The 18,381-nt window shown below is 59.7% G+C and carries 20 protein-coding genes; 15 read left to right on the top strand and 5 right to left on the bottom strand.

Going from position 1 to position 18,381, the window contains the following annotated elements:
* Nucleotides 1-112 precede the first annotated feature (112 nt).
* Nucleotides 113-892 (bottom strand): YkgJ family cysteine cluster protein, encoded by a 780-nt coding sequence (locus tag ACUUL3_RS03610; protein ID WP_448554667.1) that lies wholly within the window; start codon nt 890-892, stop codon nt 113-115.
* A 98-nt stretch (nt 893-990) separates the two neighbouring features.
* On the opposite strand from ACUUL3_RS03610, the gene ACUUL3_RS03605 reads away from it, so the two are divergent.
* Nucleotides 991-2,826 carry a family 10 glycosylhydrolase gene (locus tag ACUUL3_RS03605; RefSeq protein WP_448554665.1) on the top strand — a complete coding sequence of 612 codons (1,836 nt, stop codon included), beginning with the start codon at nt 991-993 and terminating at the stop codon, nt 2,824-2,826.
* Nucleotides 2,827-2,863: 37 nt separating this feature from the next.
* On the opposite strand, the gene ACUUL3_RS03600 is transcribed toward ACUUL3_RS03605, so the two are convergent.
* The 4 genes from ACUUL3_RS03600 to ACUUL3_RS03585 form a co-directional block, all read right to left on the bottom strand.
* Nucleotides 2,864-3,133 (bottom strand): type II toxin-antitoxin system RelE family toxin, encoded by a 270-nt coding sequence (locus tag ACUUL3_RS03600; protein WP_448554663.1) that lies wholly within the window; start codon nt 3,131-3,133, stop codon nt 2,864-2,866.
* Entirely contained in the window at nt 3,117-3,344 is a 228-nt protein-coding gene (relB, locus tag ACUUL3_RS03595; RefSeq protein WP_448554661.1) for a type II toxin-antitoxin system RelB family antitoxin, read from the bottom strand. The genes ACUUL3_RS03600 and relB overlap by 17 nt, the downstream gene beginning before the upstream one ends.
* A 138-nt stretch (nt 3,345-3,482) precedes the next feature.
* Nucleotides 3,483-3,749 carry a hypothetical protein gene (locus ACUUL3_RS03590; protein ID WP_448554659.1) on the bottom strand — a complete coding sequence of 89 codons (267 nt, stop codon included), beginning with the start codon at nt 3,747-3,749 and terminating at the stop codon, nt 3,483-3,485.
* 89 nt (nt 3,750-3,838) lie between these two features.
* Nucleotides 3,839-4,099, bottom strand: a complete 261-nt coding sequence (locus tag ACUUL3_RS03585; RefSeq protein ID WP_448554657.1) for an AF1514 family protein — start codon at nt 4,097-4,099, stop codon at nt 3,839-3,841.
* A gap of 87 nt (nt 4,100-4,186) precedes the next feature.
* Here ACUUL3_RS03585 and ACUUL3_RS03580 point away from each other — a divergent pair, with 87 nt between their 5' ends.
* The 14 genes from ACUUL3_RS03580 (at nt 4,187) to ACUUL3_RS03515 (ending at nt 18,371) form a co-directional block, all read left to right on the top strand.
* Nucleotides 4,187-6,577: a two-component system sensor histidine kinase NtrB gene (locus tag ACUUL3_RS03580; protein WP_448554656.1), complete on the top strand. Its 2,391-nt coding sequence runs from the start codon at nt 4,187-4,189 to the stop codon at nt 6,575-6,577.
* Between the two features lie 206 nt (nt 6,578-6,783).
* Entirely contained in the window at nt 6,784-8,205 is a 1,422-nt protein-coding gene (locus ACUUL3_RS03575) for a sigma-54-dependent transcriptional regulator (protein ID WP_448554654.1), read from the top strand.
* A 298-nt stretch (nt 8,206-8,503) separates the two neighbouring features.
* Nucleotides 8,504-8,893: a response regulator gene (locus tag ACUUL3_RS03570; RefSeq protein WP_448554653.1), complete on the top strand. Its 390-nt coding sequence runs from the start codon at nt 8,504-8,506 to the stop codon at nt 8,891-8,893.
* A gap of 140 nt (nt 8,894-9,033) precedes the next feature.
* Complete coding sequence (locus tag ACUUL3_RS03565; RefSeq protein WP_448554651.1) at nt 9,034-9,609, top strand: rhodanese-like domain-containing protein; 576 nt, start codon at nt 9,034-9,036, stop codon at nt 9,607-9,609.
* A 3-nt stretch (nt 9,610-9,612) separates the two neighbouring features.
* A complete protein-coding gene (locus ACUUL3_RS03560; protein ID WP_448554649.1) occupies nt 9,613-10,347 on the top strand; it encodes a rhodanese-like domain-containing protein in 735 nt (244 codons plus the stop codon).
* A gap of 277 nt (nt 10,348-10,624) precedes the next feature.
* Nucleotides 10,625-11,353, top strand: a complete 729-nt coding sequence (locus tag ACUUL3_RS03555) for a rhodanese-like domain-containing protein (protein ID WP_448554647.1) — start codon at nt 10,625-10,627, stop codon at nt 11,351-11,353.
* Nucleotides 11,354-11,426: 73 nt separating this feature from the next.
* Nucleotides 11,427-12,902: a methyl-accepting chemotaxis protein gene (locus ACUUL3_RS03550; protein WP_448554645.1), complete on the top strand. Its 1,476-nt coding sequence runs from the start codon at nt 11,427-11,429 to the stop codon at nt 12,900-12,902.
* A 2-nt stretch (nt 12,903-12,904) separates the two neighbouring features.
* Nucleotides 12,905-13,393, top strand: a complete 489-nt coding sequence (locus ACUUL3_RS03545; RefSeq protein WP_448554643.1) for a MauE/DoxX family redox-associated membrane protein — start codon at nt 12,905-12,907, stop codon at nt 13,391-13,393.
* Between the two features lie 155 nt (nt 13,394-13,548).
* Nucleotides 13,549-14,538, top strand: a complete 990-nt coding sequence (gene rfaE1 / locus ACUUL3_RS03540; protein WP_448554641.1) for a D-glycero-beta-D-manno-heptose-7-phosphate kinase — start codon at nt 13,549-13,551, stop codon at nt 14,536-14,538.
* Nucleotides 14,535-15,419 (top strand): YicC/YloC family endoribonuclease, encoded by an 885-nt coding sequence (locus tag ACUUL3_RS03535; RefSeq protein ID WP_448554639.1) that lies wholly within the window; start codon nt 14,535-14,537, stop codon nt 15,417-15,419. The genes rfaE1 and ACUUL3_RS03535 overlap by 4 nt, the downstream gene beginning before the upstream one ends.
* A 93-nt stretch (nt 15,420-15,512) precedes the next feature.
* On the top strand, nt 15,513-15,797 hold the full coding sequence (locus ACUUL3_RS03530) for a DUF370 domain-containing protein (protein WP_448554637.1): 285 nt from the start codon (nt 15,513-15,515) through the stop codon (nt 15,795-15,797).
* Nucleotides 15,794-16,417: a guanylate kinase gene (gmk, locus tag ACUUL3_RS03525; RefSeq protein ID WP_448554635.1), complete on the top strand. Its 624-nt coding sequence runs from the start codon at nt 15,794-15,796 to the stop codon at nt 16,415-16,417. The genes ACUUL3_RS03530 and gmk overlap by 4 nt, the downstream gene beginning before the upstream one ends.
* Nucleotides 16,418-16,424: 7 nt before the next feature.
* Nucleotides 16,425-17,177, top strand: coding sequence for a 23S rRNA (guanosine(2251)-2'-O)-methyltransferase RlmB (gene rlmB / locus ACUUL3_RS03520; RefSeq protein ID WP_448554633.1), 753 nt, complete (start codon nt 16,425-16,427; stop codon nt 17,175-17,177).
* A 51-nt stretch (nt 17,178-17,228) separates the two neighbouring features.
* On the top strand, nt 17,229-18,371 hold the full coding sequence (locus tag ACUUL3_RS03515; protein WP_448554631.1) for an MFS transporter: 1,143 nt from the start codon (nt 17,229-17,231) through the stop codon (nt 18,369-18,371).
* Nucleotides 18,372-18,381 lie beyond the last annotated feature (10 nt).

Genomic DNA, 18,381 nt, shown 5'->3' with positions numbered 1-18,381 from the left:
TCATGTTGCGTCCGCAGCTTTCGCGCAGGAAAGACAGGAGGTACGCTGGGGTCGAAGCGCAGGCCTCCTCCGGCGATCTCCTCGCCGCAGAGGATACAGGAGCCGTGTTCCCCTACTTCCGTTGCAGGGTCGGCTGACCGGTCAGGATCAGCTTGAGCCAGTCGAAGCCGAACTTGAGCAGGGACTCGTCATCGCTCTCGATGGCCCGCCTTTTTGCCTTGTCCAGCCGGAACTGGCCGAGAAGATCGTGATCGTTCACATACTGACGGAAACGATCCAGGTTGTAGGAGATCATGAAGGCCAGAAGCTGCTTCGGCCCGGCCGCGCCCTCGCCTTTCCAGGGATTTCTCGCGAAAATGGTGTCCATCTCGGCCCAGAGGTCGTCCATGGCGTTGTAATAGACGAGCTGCTGATCCCGCAGCCACTCCCGGACGGTCCACTCCCTGTCCTCCGCATGGCCCTTGCAGTACTCATGGCTGGTCATGAAATAATACTCCTGGACCGCTCCCCGCTCGGGGTTGCGGTCCACCGCCCGCTCAAGGGGATAGGTGCGGCAGGCCGAAGGCCGATCCTCATAGACCAGACACCCTTTTTCAGGGTCGAGAAAGGGGCAGGTATGCTCCTCGTTGTCCTGCATGCGCATGATCACCGCTGGAAAAAACGGGTTTGCACCCTGGACCACGCCGGTGTAGGTGTTCAAAAACTCCTCCGAGGAGATGTTAAGCCGCTTTTTCAGGCGGATGATGTCGTAGGGATAGAGAAAAAGCTCAAGCTTGCGGCAGCAGCGGGTGAAGCAGGAGACCCCGGGATGACAGGCGAACCTGAAGGGGGAATTGCCCAGCGGCACCATGCCTTCCGGAAATTTTTTCGTCTCGGTCATATTGTTTTTCATAGCGGATCCGCCTACCATGGGGTCATGAAACGTCCAGTGTTTGCAACCTGATTCCAAGCGGGTGTATTCTTACCATTACCCCCCTAAAAGGTCAACAGATGGCCTGTCGGTCCGCCTCCCCCAAAGCACGCTTCCCGGTCCTTGCGCCCTGCCTCCTGCTCCTGGCCCTCCTGCCCCTTCTCGCCTCCTCCTGCGCCCCCGGGCTGAAAAGTTCCGCCTGGCTTGTCCGTTACGACGCGGACAGCCCGGCGGAAATCGACGCCTTGTGCGCGGAGGCAAGAGAGGCCGGCTTTGACCAGCTGCTCGTCCAGGTAAGGGGGCGGGCCGACGCCTTTTATAAAAGCAGCCTCGCGCCGCGGCCGGAAAGCCTGGCCGCGCAGCCGGCGGACTTTGATCCGCTTGCCAGGGTGCTCGAAAAATGCGTCCCTCTGCCCGTGCACGCCTGGCTCAATGTCTATTATCTCTGGGGCGACAGCGCTCCCCCCGCTGATCCGACCCATCCCGGCTTCCCGGGGCATGCCTGGATTCTTTCGGACAACAACGGCAGATCCCTTTCCGAATACGGCGAGGCGGAAAAAAGACTGGCCTGGGTGGACGGCATCTTTGCCGACCCCGCCTCTGCCCAGTATCGGCAACTTTTCACAAGGGTTGTCCGGGAATTGGCGGAAAATTATGCGGTGAGCGGCATCCATCTTGATTTCATCCGCTATCCCGGCCCGAATTTCGGCAAGAGCGGGGAGTTGGGAGAGCGGTTTTACATAGAACAGGGCTATGACCCGCGCTACCTGCCGCAAGCCATCGAGCGGAGAGAGCTGAAAGCCTGGCTCATGGGAGAACAGGACGAGGCGGAGCGGATCCTGACCACTGCAGCCCTTTTCTGGAGCGAGATGCGGGCTCAGGAAGTCAGCCGGCTATTACGCGACCTCCGCGCCGTCCTGTCGGAAACCCGGCCAGATATGATCGTAAGCGCCGCAGTATTTCCGGATGCAGCGGACGCCTATCTGGAAAAGGGCCAGGATTGGCAAGGCTGGGCTGAGGAAGGTTTGGTGGATGCCCTCTACCCCATGGCCTATTTTGGAGAAACCTTTCGGGTGGGCAACCAGCTCGCAGCCATTGCCGCCGCCAAGAACCGGCTCGGCCAGGTGGAACTCTGGGCCGGGCTGGGCGCCTACATCAAGCCTCCCGCCCAGATCGGCGCGGAAGCAGAACTTGCCGGCAAGGAAGGATACACCGGCGCAAGCCTTTTCAGTCTCGGCCATTTGGCAAGAAAAAATCGAGGCAGCAAAGAGTATCTCCAGTCGCTCAACAGGCTGCCTCGTCTTACTTCTTTACGACAAGAAGTGAGGAAGCAGAAAAGAGAGATAAAGAGAGTCGAGGAAGGGGATGCAGCGCTTCTTTTGGCAATTGCCCGCAAGGCCATTGGCGAGGGACTGCCTGAAGAAAAAGAGCTTTCAGACCTGGTGGCGGCCCGCCTCAAGGAATACCGCAAGGCCAGAGAGGAACTGATCCCCAGGGCCCTGGCGCAGCTTGCGGCCCAGCCGGTTATCCTGCCGGAACGCGCCAGCCTGCACGGCATCTTCCGCTATATCCATCCCCTGGACAGTCCGGCCCGCAAAGAGGAGCAGCAGACACTGTGCGAGGAGGCCCGGGCCAGACTTCTTGCCGGCGAGGATTTCGGCTCGCTTGCCAAGGAGCTCTCCCAGGACGGCAGCAAGGATCTTGGCGGCAATCTGGGCAACCGCTTTCTCGACCCGCTTGCCGCAGCCGACCAGGAGATTGCCCGGCTTGGGCCTGACGAAGTCAGCCCGGTCATTGCCGTGGAAAACGGCTGCTGGTGCTTCCGGCATAATGGAGTGGAGGCTGGCAGGGAGGCGGACTTCTCAGAAGCTCCCTGGGAGGCGAAACGGATTCTCTTCAGGCAGGCCCTGAGGTGATAAGCGATATAGTTTTTTTGTTCGGATAGCGCAATGATCAGTGTCCACCGTATATCTTGCTGCGGTGGCCGATGCGAAGCACCAAGACAAGCAGCTTGTCGTCCTGGATATCACAAATAATCCGCCAGTCGTCCACACGAAAACGCCAAAGGCCGCCGAGCGGCCCCTTCAGCGCTTTCCCTTTGCTGCAAGGATCTTCAAGAATGGCAACCCCCTCCATATACTCGATAATCTGCCGTGCGATCTGCTTGTCGAGTTTCCGCAATTGCCCCTTGGCCGAGGTCGCGTAATTAATCGTCCAAGCCAAGGTCTTTCCTCACGTCAGCCGCAGAATGCACTGTTTCTTGTCCTTTTCGGACTCGCTCAAGCACTTCTGCCGCGAGGTAATAATCCTCCATGTCCTCGATGCCATGCTCGATGATCTCCCGGAGGTAATATGCCTTGGTGCGGCCGGTATGGGCCGCAAGAAAATCCAGTCTCTTTTCTGTTTCTTGGCTGAGTCGAATTGATGTGGGCATGTGATTCTCCTTCTGTGAATACATGTATTCTAATCACTTCTACGAAGGATCGCAAGGAGATGAGATGATAGATGATAAGTAATCGCTTTTTTCGGGACGCCTAAAAATTAGGGCTTCCCGCCCGAGGATGAACCCAGCCTAGCAACGCCATGCGGTGATTGCAACTCTGGCGAAGCCATCTTTCAAGTCGCCACATTTCAGGTATCCCCGAACAACATGGCCAACAACGGAACGATAAAAGCCGTAGTTGCGGACAAACCGCTCCTCATACTCCTGTTCAAACCGCTCATAATCATCTTCCAGGAGTTGATATAAGGCGAGGCCTTTGGACGCCTCGGCCTGTATAGAGCCGCTTGATCTGGCCAGTTCACGGTATGCCTTTTGCCGGAAGGTGACAAAAGACATATCGAGCGGCGGCCCTATTTCTTTAAGATTTTATGCGTTAGGCACAAGATCAGTCCCTTTCACCAGAATTCCGTCCCCACTTGCAACAACTACGTATAAATGAACACATACTCCCGGTCGTTGATGACGATCCTCACCCTGCCCTGGTGATTCTCGCCGTAGACCTCCCAGCCGGGACGGTTCCCGATCTCGCACCTTACGCAGCAGGGCGAATGCCTGCCCGCCTTGCCGTCCAGCCAGGCAACCAGGCTCGCCTCGGCATTCCCCCTTTCCGCCAGGGCCTTCGCCACGGCCCGCGCCTGATCGAAATCAAGGCTCTCCCCGGTGATTGCAATTGAAATGTCTTTCATGCTACTATCCCTGCTGAGATATTTCCCGTAACCCTTGCCCCGCGAATTTACCGTGCCAGCATACCATAACAGCAACCAAGGCAAACCATGAAACTGCGGACCCTCATCTTCGTCATCCTCCTGGCCCTTGGTGTGCTGCCCATCCTCACCCTGGTCGGCGTCAACCTGCGGGACCACATCAACAAGCATGAGACCGTGGAAGAGGCGCGGATCACCGCCTCGGTCGAAAGCAGTTTCGTCACCTTGAATGCGCATGTGGAAAACCTAAAAAAAAGTCTTCTCCAGGTTTCCTCCACTCCCCTCACCGTGAGCCAGGCCTCGGGCCACTCCATGTCCCTCATGAGCCAGGAAAACCATGTCCGCCTGGGCGAACTGCTCATCCACCTGCTCAACCCGGAAAAAGTGGTGGCCGAGGTCCATGTGATCGATCTCAACGGCAAGGAAAAGGTACGGCTTTTCCGCAACGGCCGGAAACTGCTGCAGGCGGCCCCGGACAGCGCGTTGCAGAACTTCCAGGACTCTCCTCTCTTCTGGAAGGGCCTGCAGCTGCAACAGTTCGAGATCGATTCCCTTTTTCAGGGGAAAGGCGCCATTCCGGACCCCGCCGTCAACTTCCTCAACCTGATCAGCCCCATCATCGGCAGCAAAGGCACGCCCATCGGCGTGGTTCTCCTCGCGGTGGACCTCAGGGCCTTTCTCTCCCCGCACCTGAACGCCTGCTGGGCCACCACGGAGGGCGACATCGTCCACATGCCGGCGACCCTCAGTCTCCAGGATGCGGAGACAATGGCTTACTTCCGTGACACTTCCGTCGGCGGCAACATCTTCGCGAGCTTCCCCGCCCTGAAGGGACAGACCCGGAACAGGCGGCCCTTTGTCTGGGAAAGCGGACACGGCCGCAGCGTTACCTGGCTGCCGCTCATCTTCAACACCAACCAGAGTCCGGCCCTCTGGATCGGCACCCCGGTCGACCGCAGCGCGGCCGAGGAGTGGAAACTCTCCCTGATTTACAACATCGTCTGGATCGTGCTGATCATGAGCATAATCATCTCCCTGATCGCCAACGCCATCGCCCAGAAGATCGACCAGATCAAGGAATCGATTCTCACCGGCCTGGACCGCATCCTGAACAGAGGGGAAGAGGATGTTCACTTCGCCTGGACCGGGCCGTCCGAGGTGGTCAACCTGGCCGAGGAGCTCACCACCCTGGCCCGCCGCTACTCCCTGACCAGACAGAAACAGGGAGAGGCCGAAGCCGCCCTGCGGGAGAGCGAAGACAAGTTCAGAAACCTCACCGCCTCGGCCCAGGATGCCATCGCTCTGATGGATCACCGCGGCAACATCTCCTACTGGAACGAGGCGGCCGCCGAGATCTTCGGCTACACCGCAGAGGAGGCCATGGGCAAACCCATCCATTCCCTGATTTCCCCCAGGCTCTCCGAGTCAAGCCAGAGGGATTCGGCCGAGGAAAGGCCCATGAGCGACGGCCCCATCCGCGAAACCATCGAGCTTGTCACCCGGCGCAAGGACGGCAGCGAGGTGCCCATCGAGCTCTCCCTCTCCGAGGCGCGGATCAAGGACCAGTGGAATTCCATCTGGATCATCCGCGACATCACCGACCGCAAACGGGCCGAGGACGAAACCAGGCTGCAGCAGCAGCAGCTGATCCAGGCGGACAAGATGATCTCCCTGGGCGTGCTCATCTCCGGCGTGGCCCATGAAATCAACAACCCCAACAGCATCGCCATGCTGAACACGGCCATGCTCAACAAGGCCTGGGAGAGCGCCAGACCAATCCTCGACGAATACTACCGGGAGAACGGGGATTTCCTCATCGCCGGCCTGGAGTACAGCGAGATGTGCGAGCAGATCCCCAGGCTCTTTCTGGAGCTCGAAGACAGCGCCAGGCGCATCAAAAACATTGTCCAGGATCTCAAGGACTATGCGCGGCAGGACACCTCCCGCCTCATGGAACAGGTGGATCTCAACGAGGTCGCCCAAGCGGCGGTGCGCCTCAACCACAACAAAATCAGCAAATCCACCAAACATTTCCACACCGATCTCGCCGCCACCCTGCCCCCCATCCGCGGCAACAGGCAACGCCTGGAACAGGTGCTGATCAACCTGATCCAGAACAGCTGCGAAGCGCTCACCGGCCCGGAGCAGGCCATCACCATCGCCAGCCGCCATGACCCGGATAAAAAAGAGGTGCGCATTTCGGTGCATGACCAGGGCGCGGGCATCCCTCCGGAAATCCTGCACCAGATCATGGATCCGTTCTTCACCACCAAGCGTTCTTACGGCGGCACCGGCCTTGGCCTTTCCGTTTCCGCCGGCATCGTCAAGGAGCACAACGGCAGGCTCAGCTTTACCTCCAGCCCGGAAGAAGGAACCATGGCGACCGTGACCTTTCCTCTCCCGGCGGCGGATGACGACCCGGACGCGGCGCCCCCGGAGCAGGACAACCCCTCCGTCTGAGGCGGAAAAAAAGGACGGTATCCCCCGGGACCGCGCACGGGATCGTGATATTTTTATTCCAATATGGCATAGTTGTTTAAGGATCGGAAGATCAGGAGAGCGGCGCCTGGCAACCAGCGGCCTGGCCGTGATCCTGAGAGGTTCGCGCGGATCCTCTTTTTTCAGACCGCGCCGGAAACAAACCCTTGCAGGAGAACCCTTTTTTCATGGAAAAAGAGCTTGTCCCATTTCGCCCCATCATGCTGGTGGACGATGAAGAGGCGTGGCTGCACAGCTTCAGTCTGACCCTGCGTTCCAACGGCCTGAACAACATCATCTGCCTCAACGACAGCAGAAAGGCCCTCGAACTGTTGAACAGGCAGGAGGTCGGCGTCATCGTCCTCGATCTGACCATGCCCCATCTTTCCGGGGAAGAGTTGCTGCCGAGCATCGTGGCCGAGCATCCCCAGGTGCCGGTGATCATCATCACCGGGCTCGATCTGGTGGACACCGCGGTCAAATGCATGAAACTCGGCGCCTTCGACTACTACACCAAGGTGACCGAAGAAGCCAGGCTGATCGCCGGCGTCCAGCGGGCCATCGACATCAGCCGCCTCCGCCATGAAAACGATCTGCTCAAGGAACATTTTCTCCAGGACAAGCTGGACCATCCCGAGGCCTTTGCCCAGATCATCACCCACAACAAGGCAATGCGCACCATCTTTCAGTATATGGAATCCATTGCCGCCACCAACGAGCCGGTCCTCATCTCCGGGGAAACCGGGGTGGGCAAGGAACTCATCGCCCACTCCCTCCATTTTTTGAGCAGACGCAAAGGAGAATTCGTGCCGGTCAACGTGGCGGGCCTGGACGACACCATGTTCGCCGACACCCTTTTCGGCCACAAGAAAGGGGCCTTCACCGGCGCGGAGCAGCCCAGACGCGGTCTTATCGACCATGCCGCCGGCGGCACTCTTTTCCTTGACGAAATCGGCGACCTAAGTCAGGCGGCCCAGATCAAACTGCTCCGCCTCATCCAGGAACGGGAATACTTTCCCCTGGGAGCGGACATCCCCAAACGCACCGATTGCCGGATGATCTTCGCCACCCACCAGAACCTGCAACAAATGCAGGAAAACGCCGCCTTCCGCAAGGATCTTTACTACCGCCTGCACGCCCACCGCATCCATATCCCCCCTCTGCGGGAGAGGCTGGACGACCTGCCGCTTCTGGTGGAATATTTTCTCGCCGAGGCAGCCGAAAAGCTCAACAAAAGGAAACCCGCCTTTCCCAAGGAACTGATCAGCCTGCTTGGCACCTACAATTTCCCCGGCAACCTGCGCGAACTCAAGAACATGATCTTCGACGCGGTGAGCAAGCACAAATCCCGCACCCTCTCCATGGACTCCTTCAAGGACTACATCCGCGAAAAACGGCCCAACCTCGAGGAAGACGGCAAAAAACACCAGGAAACAAGCACCCCGTTCAGCGACCTGCCCCATCTGCCCTCCCTCAAGGAAGCCGGCTACCTGCTGGTGCTTGAGGCCTTGAACCGGGCAAACGGCAATCAGGCCATTGCCGCGGAAATGCTCGGCATCACCAGGCAGGCCCTCAACTGGCGGTTGAAACAGGCGGACAGCGAGGAATAACCCCGGCCGCCCCCGACCCGCTGCAAGATTCTTTGCAGCCCCCTCCCCCCTCCATTTCCGGCAAGGTCGGCGGACAAAAGGGGGCAACGCGCCAACTCCGCGCGGCCGTCAAACTTCTTTGCACCTCCTCCGCCCTGCCCCGGTCCCCTTCCGCGCTATTTTTTCCCAAGCAAATTCAAGACATTAACAGAAACAAGCCGGGTCATGGCACCCATCTTGCTTTGCTACCGTGAAAACTCGCCCCAGGCGAGGATTCGGCAGGAACATTTACGCACCCACCCAGGCAAGGCGACAGACAATGGCGGTTGCCCATATCCTCCTCAAGGAAGAAGAAATCCACCTGCAACACAGCATCGCGCTGATGCTCAAACAGGCATGCTACCGTGTCAGCGTGGCCAGCAACACCGGCGAGGCCATGGCAACCATGCGGAAGTACAGAAATACTTCCACGGCGGTGGATCTTCTCATCGCCGACATGGATTTTGCTCCCAGCGAGAAATACCACTGCTTCCTGCGGACACTCTCCCAGGGAGATGTGGCTGTTCCCTTCCTGATCATTGCCGAGGAAACGGCGGCATCCATGGTTGAATCTCTGATGATCCATGGCTGCCGCGCCCATATCACCAAGCCCTTCGCCCCGGAACTTTTGCTGCGAAGCATAAAAACCGCGCTTCGGCATACAGCATGATGAAAGAGAAAATGCCGAGACAGGAAAAGGAGGAACAAGCGCACGGCCCACGGCAAGGAATCCATGATTTTATTGCGTAAACGGTCGGCGGCCCTTTTTTGACCCCGCTGACAATTCTCAAAGACAAAGGAGAAAAGTGCATGAAAAAAAATCGGCTACTCAAGTTTGTCCCCCTGCTGGTCTTTGCCGCCTTTCTGGTGAGCGGACCGGTCGGCAACCTCAACTCCGCCCAGGCGGCTGATCCGGCCCCGGCGGCAACCCAGGCCCAAAACGTATTCAAGGGCAAGGTTACCGGTAAATCCAACAAGGCAAAGACCATCACCATCGAGGTCAAAGGCAACACCGAGATGGTAAAATTCGACGACACCACCAAGGGTCTTGAGCACGCCGCGGAAGGCGAGGCGGCCATCATCGAGTTCGTGGTGCAGGGCAAAGACAAGGTTGCCACCGTCATCAAACCCAAGCTTGCCGAACTTCCCGCCGGCGTGACCGAGATCATGCCCGATGAAATGGCAAAACTCATCAACCAGGGCCAGGCCGAATCCAACTATGTCCTTGTCGACTCCCGGCCGGCCCCCCGCTACCACGAAGGCCATGTGCCCACCGCGATCTCCATTCCCATTGAGGACATGAAAACCACCGGCGCGGCCCGGCTGCCCGGCGACGTCAAACTCAAGAACACCATGCTGGTCTTCTACTGCGGAGGCCCCACCTGAGGCATGAGCACCGATGCCGCCGGTCTGGCGGTAAAAATGGGTTACAAAAACGTCCGCGTCATGCTGCAGGGTGTTCCCGGCTGGAAGAAATCCGGCTACAACATCTTCGCCTCTGAAAAGTTCGTCAAATCCGGCAATATAGTCCTCATCGACCTGCGCGCGAAAGAGACGTACGAGGCCGGCCACATCCCCCGCGCCCACAACATCCCCCTGGCCACCCTGGCGGACCGGGAAGATGATCTGCCCAGTGTGCAGAAGGCGCCCATCGTTGTTTACGGCGACAGCCTGGCCGAAGCGGAAAAGGCCTTCAGAATCGTGAAAAAATGGGGCTGCAAGAAAGGCTCCATCTGGGCGGGCGGCGTCAACTCCTGGCCGGGCACCCTGGCCAAAGGCCCCACTCCTGCTGAAATCACCTGGAAGCGCGAGATGGGCAAGGGCGAGGTCAGCCTGGCCGACTTCATGAAGGCGGTGCATGGCAATGCGCAGCAGCTTGTCCTTGACGTCCGGACCAATGACGAAGTCAAGGACGGCATGTTCGCCAACGCCGTCCACATCCCTCTTGACCAGATCGAAGCCCGCCTGGCGGAACTGCCCAAGGATAAGGAGATGCTGGTCCACTGCACCACCGGCGCCAGGGCGGAGATGGCCGCCCAGGCCTTGAAAAAGGGCGGCATCAAGAGCCGCTTCCTGATCGCGGACGTTGAGTGCGAAGGCGGCAAGTGCACGGCCACGGAATAACCATTGCTCCTTGACGGTCCGTTGCCAAAGCCGTCTCCGGCTCTGGCAAGCAATGGGCTGTCACGAAGAAGCAGCTCCCCGCTGTTTCACCACCCCAGGCCCTGCCGGCTCACGCCGGCAGGGCCTTTCATTTACGCAAAAAACAGCAAATTGCGCCACCCCTTGCGCACATTGCGTCTTGCGTTCCCCGGATCAAATTGCATATGATTACTTCTAGTATAACCGCCGTTGGGATGTTTTTTAATTACCACTGAAAACAGCAGGAGGAATGCAGAGCATGATGTTCAAAAAATTAGGCGCCTTACTCGCAATCTTTATTTTGTCCTTACTGGCAGGTCAGGCCACGGCCCTTGCCGCCGACATTCCCTTCATTGTCACCGATGACCTGAAGAAGAAGATGGACGCGGGAGAACCCCTGGTGCTCGCCGATGCATTAAGTTCCATCGAACACAACGAATTGGCCATCAAGGGATCGGTGAACATTCCCGCCAGCAGGGTGGCTGGAAACCCCAATCTGCCCGCCGACAAGGGGATGCTGCTGATCTTCTACTGCAAGGGTCCGAAATGCGGCAAAAGCCGGATCGCCGCCGAAGAGGCGGTGAAACTGGGTTACAGCAAGGTAATGGTTTATAACGAAGGTCTGCCCGAATGGGCGAAAAGAGGCTTCGAGGTTGTCAGCAAGACCCAGTACCCCAAGGTCGAAATCGCCCGCATGAGCCCGAAGGAGGTTTTTGACCAGAAGGCCTCCCTTGTTCTCGTGGATATCCGGGGAGAAAAGCACATGGACCTCGGCAAGATTGACGGCACGGTCAACATCCTGCTTGACGACATGGAAGAGCAGTATACCAAGCTGCCGAAAGACAAAAAGCTTCTGCTCCTCGACCACGCGGGCAAGCAGCTGGCCGTTGCCGCGAAATTTCTGCACATGAAGGGCTACACCAACGTGGCCATCATGGACGGCGGCGTCACTTCCTGGATTCAAGCCGGACTGCCTGTCTCCAAATAGTTTCCCGCGGTACGTGGCCGTCCCCGGGGCGGCCACGTCTTGTCGCACCTCTTTCCACAGAAAGGTTTTTTCCATGAATTTTCCTACCATGCGTGCCGTCGGCAACAAATGGCGGCTTTACTTCGCCTTTCTTCTCCTCGGCCTGCTTTCTTCCGCCATCATCGTTTTCGCGATGCTCTCCATGAAAAAGCTCTCCGTTGACGTGGCAATGGTCCGGGATCAGGTTTTCCCGGAAACAAAACTCGCCATCGAGATGCAGGGGACCATCACCCAGGTGGTGGAGCGGTTCAACACGGCCAAGGCGGCCGGCAGTGTGCAGGCACTTGAAAAAATCCTCCCCCTGAACGAAAAGGCGCAGGCCCTCCTCGCCAAAATGGCGGAACTCGCGCCACGGACAGATGGGGAGGATCCCCTGGCCCTGAGGCTGGGAAAAGCCTACCAGGCCTCCTACGAAGCCGGCATGAAGATGGTTCGCGCCTCCATCGACATGGAATTCGCCACGGAAGCGGAATTCGGAAAGATCTTTGAAAAAGAGAACAAATTCATGCTCCAGACCCTGGAAACAGCGGTTTCGGAAAGCTCCGCCACCCACAGCGCCAGCATGCGGAACATCCAGGAGGTGAGCGACCGGGTCTTCCGCATCATGCTCATTTCCTTTCTGATCCTTTCCGTGATCGGCCTCACCACGATTTATCTGGTGTCCAACATGTCCAGGAAGCTGGCCGACATGTCGGCGGAATCGGCGACGACAACGGCCTCGCTGCTCCGCTCCATGGGATACATCTCCGAGATGTCCGGCCAGATCAGCAACGAGACTTCCTCCTCCGCCGCCTCCCTGGAAGAGATCGCCACCACGGTGGAACTCATGGCCGGGCAGGCCAAGGACAACGTCGGGCTGGCCCGGGAAGCGGACAGCTCCACCCAGGAGGTACTGCACACCGCCTCCGAGGCCGGGCTGGTGATCAAGGACGTGGTCGTGGCAATGCAGGCCATGGCGGATGCGGACAAAAAGATCTCCACCCTGGTCAAGGTCATTGAGGATATCGCTTTCCAGACAAACCTGCTGGCTCTCAATGCCGCGGTGGAAGCGGCCCGGGCCGGGGAAGCAGGCGCGGGTTTCGCCGTGGTGGCGGACGAGGTCCGGAACCTGGCCATGCGCGCCGGCGACGCCTCGCATCAGGTGGCGGCGGTCATCGAGCAGCTCGACGAAAAGATCAAACTGGGAGAGAAGGTCGTCACCAGGCTCGAAACGACCTTTCCGCAAGTGAGCAAGGCCTCGCGGGTGGTCGCGGAGCAGACCGTGAAGATCATCACCAATTCGACAAACCAGGCGGAAAATCAGGAACAGGTGAAAAGCGCCCTCACCACCATCGACTCCTCGGTGCAATCCCTGGCCGCCATGTCGGAAGAGGGGTCCGCCACCGTGCAGGAGGTGAAGGCCCAGGTCGAAATCCTCAACGGCCTGGCGGACGATCTCATGATCTTCTGGGAAGGCCAGCGTGGCGGACGGGCGAATGCCCGGCAGGAGCGGCTGCCGGCTCCGGTCTGATCATGCCTGCCTCCCTGCCCGCAACCTGCCGGCGACTCCTGGTGCTCGGCAATTACTACCTGGCGGCGCTGATGCTGCTCGTGGCCGGAATCATGAAAGCCGTCGCCCCCGGAGTGAGCGATCTTCTGCAGGCCCTTTACGAGAGCGGTTTCCTCTCCTTCCCGGCGATCATCACCATCTCGCGCTGGCAGCCTTGGCTGGAGATCAGCCTTGGCGCCGTCGCCTTAAGCGGCGTGGTGATGATCTGGTCGGCCCGGCTCATGGCCGCGCTCTACCTGCTTTTTTTCGCCCTGATCCTCGTCGCCGCCCGGGGATATCTTTTTCTTCCCATTGACTGCGGCTGTTTCGGCCAGGGAGAAGGCACGCCCGCCTACCTGCTCCTTGCCCGCAACGCCGGCATGGCCATGCTCCTCCTCCTGGTGAACGCCTGCCACGAAAACGCCGCCCTCTGGCCGCGCCTGCCTCGGCAATCCCGGCAAACACCCTCCTGAAGACGGTCCGGCAAAGGCGCCGCGCCAAGAGAGGATATTTTACTTCTTTGCTTGCCCTCCCCTACTTGGACGTCTATAATTGCAACTTTTACGGTCGCGGCAATTCCGGGGGGCGTTTTTTTATCTTCCCCCCGCGCTTACGAAGGAGAACACCCTTGACCCTCTCGGAGACAAACAGAAAAAAACTGCGGGCCGCGGTCCGCAAATTCAAGGATGCCAATATCCTGGTGATCGGCGACATCATCGTCGATCATTTCATCTGGGGCTCGGTTTCCCGCATCTCGCCCGAGGCGCCGGTGCCGGTGGTGGACGTCACCCATGAAAGCCTGCTTTTGGGCGGCGCCGCCAATGTTCTGCACAATATCTATGCCCAGGAAGGCAGGGCCTCCCTCTGCGGCCTGATCGGCAAGGATGCCATGGGCGACCACCTGCTCGGCCTGCTTGCCGAGCTCGGTTCGGGAACCGCCGGCATCGTCCGCACCGGCAACCGTCCCACCACCCTGAAAACGAGAATCGTCGCCCAGAGCCAGCAGGTCGTCCGTTTCGACCGGGAAAAAACCGGGGAGCCGGCTGCGGAGCGGCTGACGGAGATCTTCCGCTTTCTGGATGACAACCTGACGGAATTCAATGCAGTGATCGTTTCCGACTACAACAAGGGCATGATCAACATGCCCCTCATGGACCAGTTGCGCGGGAGACTCAAAAAGCGGAAGATTCCGATGATCGTCGACCCGAAACCGCAGCACCCCGAGCGATTCAGGGGCGCCACCATCATCACCCCCAACCACCACGAAGCGGAGCGCATGTCGGGCATGAGCATCAGAAGCGAAGCAGACCTGCAGACCGCCGCCCATCTCCTGCAAAAACAACTGAACTGCGATTCCGTCCTCATCACCCGCGGCGAGGCGGGCATGGCTCTCCATGAAAAAGGCAGACCCATCTTCACCATCCCCACCATGGCCAAGGAGGTGTACGATGTCACCGGCGCCGGCGACACGGTGATCGCCACCCTCGCCCTCGGCATGGCCGTGGGCCTTTCTCCGGCGGACGCCGCCACCATCGCCAATTTCGCCGCCGGCATCGTCGTCGGCAAGGTGGGCACGGCCACGGCTTCCACCGCCGAACTGCTGGAGGCAATCGCATGAAAAGACCATTGAGCATGACCGCTTACGGGCGCGGCGACTCGACCCGGGGGACCCGGAGCTGGACCGTGGAAATCCGCTCGGTGAACCACAAGTTTTTTGATCCCGCCATCAAGCTGCCCCGCAAGTACCTGGGCCTGGAAGACCGCATCAAAAAGGAGATCTTCGCCCATTACAGCCGCGGCCATGTGGATGTCTTCGTCACTCCGGGCGCGGAAGCAGGCGATCAGATCCGCCTGCAGGTCAACCTGCCCCTGGCCCGCAACTACCAGCAGTGCCTGGAGACGATCCGTCGGGAACTGAACCTGGCCGATGCGCCCACCCTGGCCATGATCAAGGACTTCCGGGAGATCATCACCGCCCATGAGGAGGAGGAGGATCTCGACGCGGTCTGGCCCGGCATGGAAGAGGCCCTGCGGCAGGCCCTGGCCAACGCCCTGGTCATGCGGGAGCAGGAAGGGGAAGCGCTCAGAAGCGAACTGAACGGCCGGCTCGCGATCTTTGCCGAAACCGTGGAGAACATCAGCCGGGATATCCCGGTCATTGTCCAACGACGCGGCGAAAAACTCAAAGAACGGCTGGCCAATCTCCTGCAGGGCGTGGACCTCGATCCGCTCCGCCTGGCCCAGGAAGTGGCGGTCATGGCGGATAAATCCGACGTCACCGAAGAGGTGGTGCGGCTGCGCAGCCATATCAGCCAGTTTGCCGGCTTTCTCGCCGCGGACGAGCCTGTCGGCCGGCGCCTCGACTTCCTCCTCCAGGAGTTCCTGCGGGAGATCAACACCCTGGCCGCAAAGATCTCCGACGCAACCACGGCCCATCTCACCGTGGAGCTGAAAACCGAGGTGGAAAAACTGCGGGAGCAGGTGCAGAACATCGAGTAGCTGCAAGGCAGAATTCAATTTTTTGATGCAGGATGCCGTTTCGCCATTTACATTCTGCATTCTTAATTCTTCATTCTTAATGCGGAATCGGCCATGGACCAACGAATGATCAATGTGGGTTTCGGCAACGCGGTGCTCGCCAGCCGGGTGCTTGCGGTGGTGAACCCCAAATCCTCGCCCATGAAGAAAATGCGCGAAGAGGCCAAGGAGCAGAAACGGTTGATCGACGTCACCGAAGGCCGGCGGACCCGCTCCATCATCATCCTGGACAGCAACCATATCGTGCTCTCCTCGGTGCAGCCGGAAACCATCACCATGCGCTTCATGAGCTCCTCGGAAAGGCGCGAGGAAGAAGCAACGGAAAAGGCGGGCAAGTGAAAAAGGGAAATCTTTTCGTCATCTCCGCGCCCTCCGGGGCAGGCAAGACCACCATCTTAAAGGAGATCTTCGCCAGGATGGAAAACCTTTCCTTCTCGGTCTCGCACACCACCCGCCCCCCACGGGCCGGCGAGCAAAACGGCCGGGATTACCACTTCGTGGAGCGCGGCGAGTTCGAAGCCATGCGGGCGGAAGGGGCATTTCTTGAATGGGCCGAGGTGCATGGCAATCTCTACGGCACCAGCCGGAAGGCGGTGAACGAACAGCTGGAAAAGGGGCTCGACATCTTCCTTGACATTGACGTCCAGGGCGCGCGTCAGCTCCGGAGCATGGAGGGGAACGTCGCCATCTTTCTCTTCATCGCCCCGCCTTCCTGGCAGGAGCTGGAAAAAAGGCTGCGCGGCCGGGGCACCGATGGCGAGGAAACCGTCCGCCTGCGTCTGCGTAACGCCCGGCAGGAGATGGAAGACGCCGCGCTCTACGACTATCTGGTGGTCAATGACCGACTGGAGGAAGCGGTGGAGATGCTGGCGGCCGTCATCCTGGCCGAGCGCTGCCGGGCCCGCCGCAACGCCGCCGGCCTGCCCATCGACCTGGCCGCTCTTAAAGCCACCTTTTGAGAAAGCCATGACTGAGGCAAACAACGAAGAGCTTCTCTGGGGCATCCATCCGGTCCTCGAACAGCTGCGCCTTCAGCCGCGCAAGGTCAGGGAGATCATCGTCCAGCAGCACAAGGGCGGCAGGAAGCTGCAGGAGATCATCGATCTTGCCCAACAGCAGGGAATCAGGATCCGCTTCCTGCCGGCCCAGCGCTTTCCCGGCACGGCCCAGCAGAATCACCAGGGTGTCATGGCCCGGGTGGCGCCGGTTGCCACCACCAGCCTCGACGATCTGCTCGCCGGCCTCCATAAGGAGGAACACCCCATTGTCGTGGCCCTTGATTTGATTCAGGATCCGCACAACCTCGGGGCCATCATCCGCTCAGCCGCCGCAGCCGGCGCCTGCGGCGTCATCATGCCCAAGGACCGCTCGGCCCCGCTCAACGCCACGGCGGCCAAGGCCGCGGCCGGGGCCATGGCCCATGTCAAGCTCTGCCTGGTGACCAACCTGGCCGCGACCCTGGAAACCCTGAAGGAAAAAGGATTCTGGGTCTACGGCGCCGCCGGCGAGGCCAAACAATCCCTCTACCGCACCAGATTCAGCGGCCCGGTCTGTCTGGTGGTGGGCGGCGAGGGCAAGGGCATCCGCCCCCTGATCCGCGAGCATTGCGACGTCATCGTCTCCATCCCCATGGCCGGCACTCTCAATTCCTTAAACGCCTCGGTGGCAGCGGGCATCATCCTCTTCGAGATGGTCCGCCAGCGTCGAAACTCCCTCTAGCGGCCAGGAAAACATCCCGACTTCCCCCTTCCCGGAAATGGGCTTACAGGAATGATCAGTCAGGAACAGAAGCCCATGCTCCGCTTTCTCTTTGTCCTCACCACGGCCTCGGTGGTGGGGCTGCAGACCTGGATGATCCTCTTCAACAACTTTGCCGTGGAGGTGGCGGGGCTCGACGGAAAGCAGGTGGGCGCGATCCAGTCGGTGCGGGAGATTCCCGGCTTTCTGGCGCTTTTGGCCGTCTACGCGCTGCTCTTCCTGCGCGAGCACCGGCTCTCGGCCTTTTCCGTGGTGCTCCTCGGGCTGGGCACGGCCGCGGCGGGATTTTTCCCCAGCTACCTGGGGCTCATTGCCACCACCCTCGTCATGAGCTTCGGCTTCCACTACTTTGAAACCACCAACCAGTCCCTCACTTTGCAGTACTTTGACAAACTGACGGCGCCCGTGGTCTTCGGCAGGTTGCGGAGCCTTTCCGCCGCCGCCAACATCGCGGTGGCCGTACTCATTCTGTTCCTGGGCAGGCTGGCCGGCTACAAGGCGCTCTATCTGGGGATGGGCTGCATCGTTACTTTCGCCGGTCTCTGGGCCCTTCTCCAGGATCCGACCCATACAAACATTGTTCCCCAGCACCGCCGGATGATCCTCCGCCGCCGCTACGGGCTCTACTACTTCCTCACCTTCATGTCCGGGGCCAGACGGCAGATCTTCATCGCCTTCTCGGTCTTTCTCCTGGTCAAGGTCTTTCACTTTTCCGTACAGGAGGTGACCCTGCTCTTTATCGCCAACAATATCGTCAACTACTTTGCCAGCCCGCTGATCGGCAAGGCCATAGTGCGCTTCGGCGAGCGCAGGGTGCTGAGCGTGGAATACGCCGGCCTGATCGGCGTCTTTCTCACCTACGCCTTCACCGAGTCCAAGGTGGTGGTGGTTGCCATGTACATCCTCGACCATCTGCTCTTCAACTTCGCCATCGCCATCCGCACCTACTTCCAGAAGGTGTGCGACCCGCGGGACATCGCGCCGGGCATGGCGGTGGGATTCACCATCAACCACATCGCCGCCGTGGTCATTCCGGTCCTGGGCGGCATGGCCTGGATGGTGGACCACCGGATCCCCTTCGTCGTCGGCGCCGGCATGAGCCTGATCTCCCTGATCGCCGTCCGGAACATCCCCGTCTTTGCCAGGGAAGACTGAAGCCTCCCCT

Source organism: Thiovibrio sp. JS02 (genome assembly GCF_053485635.1).
Note: the sequence above shows the minus strand (reverse complement) of the source record. Positions and strands in the feature narration are given on the sequence as shown.

Coding starts and splice junctions, on each gene's coding strand:
- ACUUL3_RS03610 (WP_448554667.1), bottom strand. CDS start 892: ATGAAAAACAATATGACCGAGACGAAAAAATTTCCGGAAGGCATGGTG.
- ACUUL3_RS03605 (WP_448554665.1), top strand. CDS start 991: ATGGCCTGTCGGTCCGCCTCCCCCAAAGCACGCTTCCCGGTCCTTGCG.
- relB (WP_448554661.1), bottom strand. CDS start 3,344: ATGCCCACATCAATTCGACTCAGCCAAGAAACAGAAAAGAGACTGGAT.
- ACUUL3_RS03590 (WP_448554659.1), bottom strand. CDS start 3,749: ATGTCTTTTGTCACCTTCCGGCAAAAGGCATACCGTGAACTGGCCAGA.
- ACUUL3_RS03585 (WP_448554657.1), bottom strand. CDS start 4,099: ATGAAAGACATTTCAATTGCAATCACCGGGGAGAGCCTTGATTTCGAT.
- ACUUL3_RS03580 (WP_448554656.1), top strand. CDS start 4,187: ATGAAACTGCGGACCCTCATCTTCGTCATCCTCCTGGCCCTTGGTGTG.
- ACUUL3_RS03575 (WP_448554654.1), top strand. CDS start 6,784: ATGGAAAAAGAGCTTGTCCCATTTCGCCCCATCATGCTGGTGGACGAT.
- ACUUL3_RS03570 (WP_448554653.1), top strand. CDS start 8,504: ATGGCGGTTGCCCATATCCTCCTCAAGGAAGAAGAAATCCACCTGCAA.
- ACUUL3_RS03565 (WP_448554651.1), top strand. CDS start 9,034: ATGAAAAAAAATCGGCTACTCAAGTTTGTCCCCCTGCTGGTCTTTGCC.
- ACUUL3_RS03560 (WP_448554649.1), top strand. CDS start 9,613: ATGAGCACCGATGCCGCCGGTCTGGCGGTAAAAATGGGTTACAAAAAC.
- ACUUL3_RS03555 (WP_448554647.1), top strand. CDS start 10,625: ATGATGTTCAAAAAATTAGGCGCCTTACTCGCAATCTTTATTTTGTCC.
- ACUUL3_RS03550 (WP_448554645.1), top strand. CDS start 11,427: ATGAATTTTCCTACCATGCGTGCCGTCGGCAACAAATGGCGGCTTTAC.
- ACUUL3_RS03545 (WP_448554643.1), top strand. CDS start 12,905: ATGCCTGCCTCCCTGCCCGCAACCTGCCGGCGACTCCTGGTGCTCGGC.
- ACUUL3_RS03535 (WP_448554639.1), top strand. CDS start 14,535: ATGAAAAGACCATTGAGCATGACCGCTTACGGGCGCGGCGACTCGACC.
- ACUUL3_RS03530 (WP_448554637.1), top strand. CDS start 15,513: ATGGACCAACGAATGATCAATGTGGGTTTCGGCAACGCGGTGCTCGCC.
- rlmB (WP_448554633.1), top strand. CDS start 16,425: ATGACTGAGGCAAACAACGAAGAGCTTCTCTGGGGCATCCATCCGGTC.
- ACUUL3_RS03515 (WP_448554631.1), top strand. CDS start 17,229: ATGATCAGTCAGGAACAGAAGCCCATGCTCCGCTTTCTCTTTGTCCTC.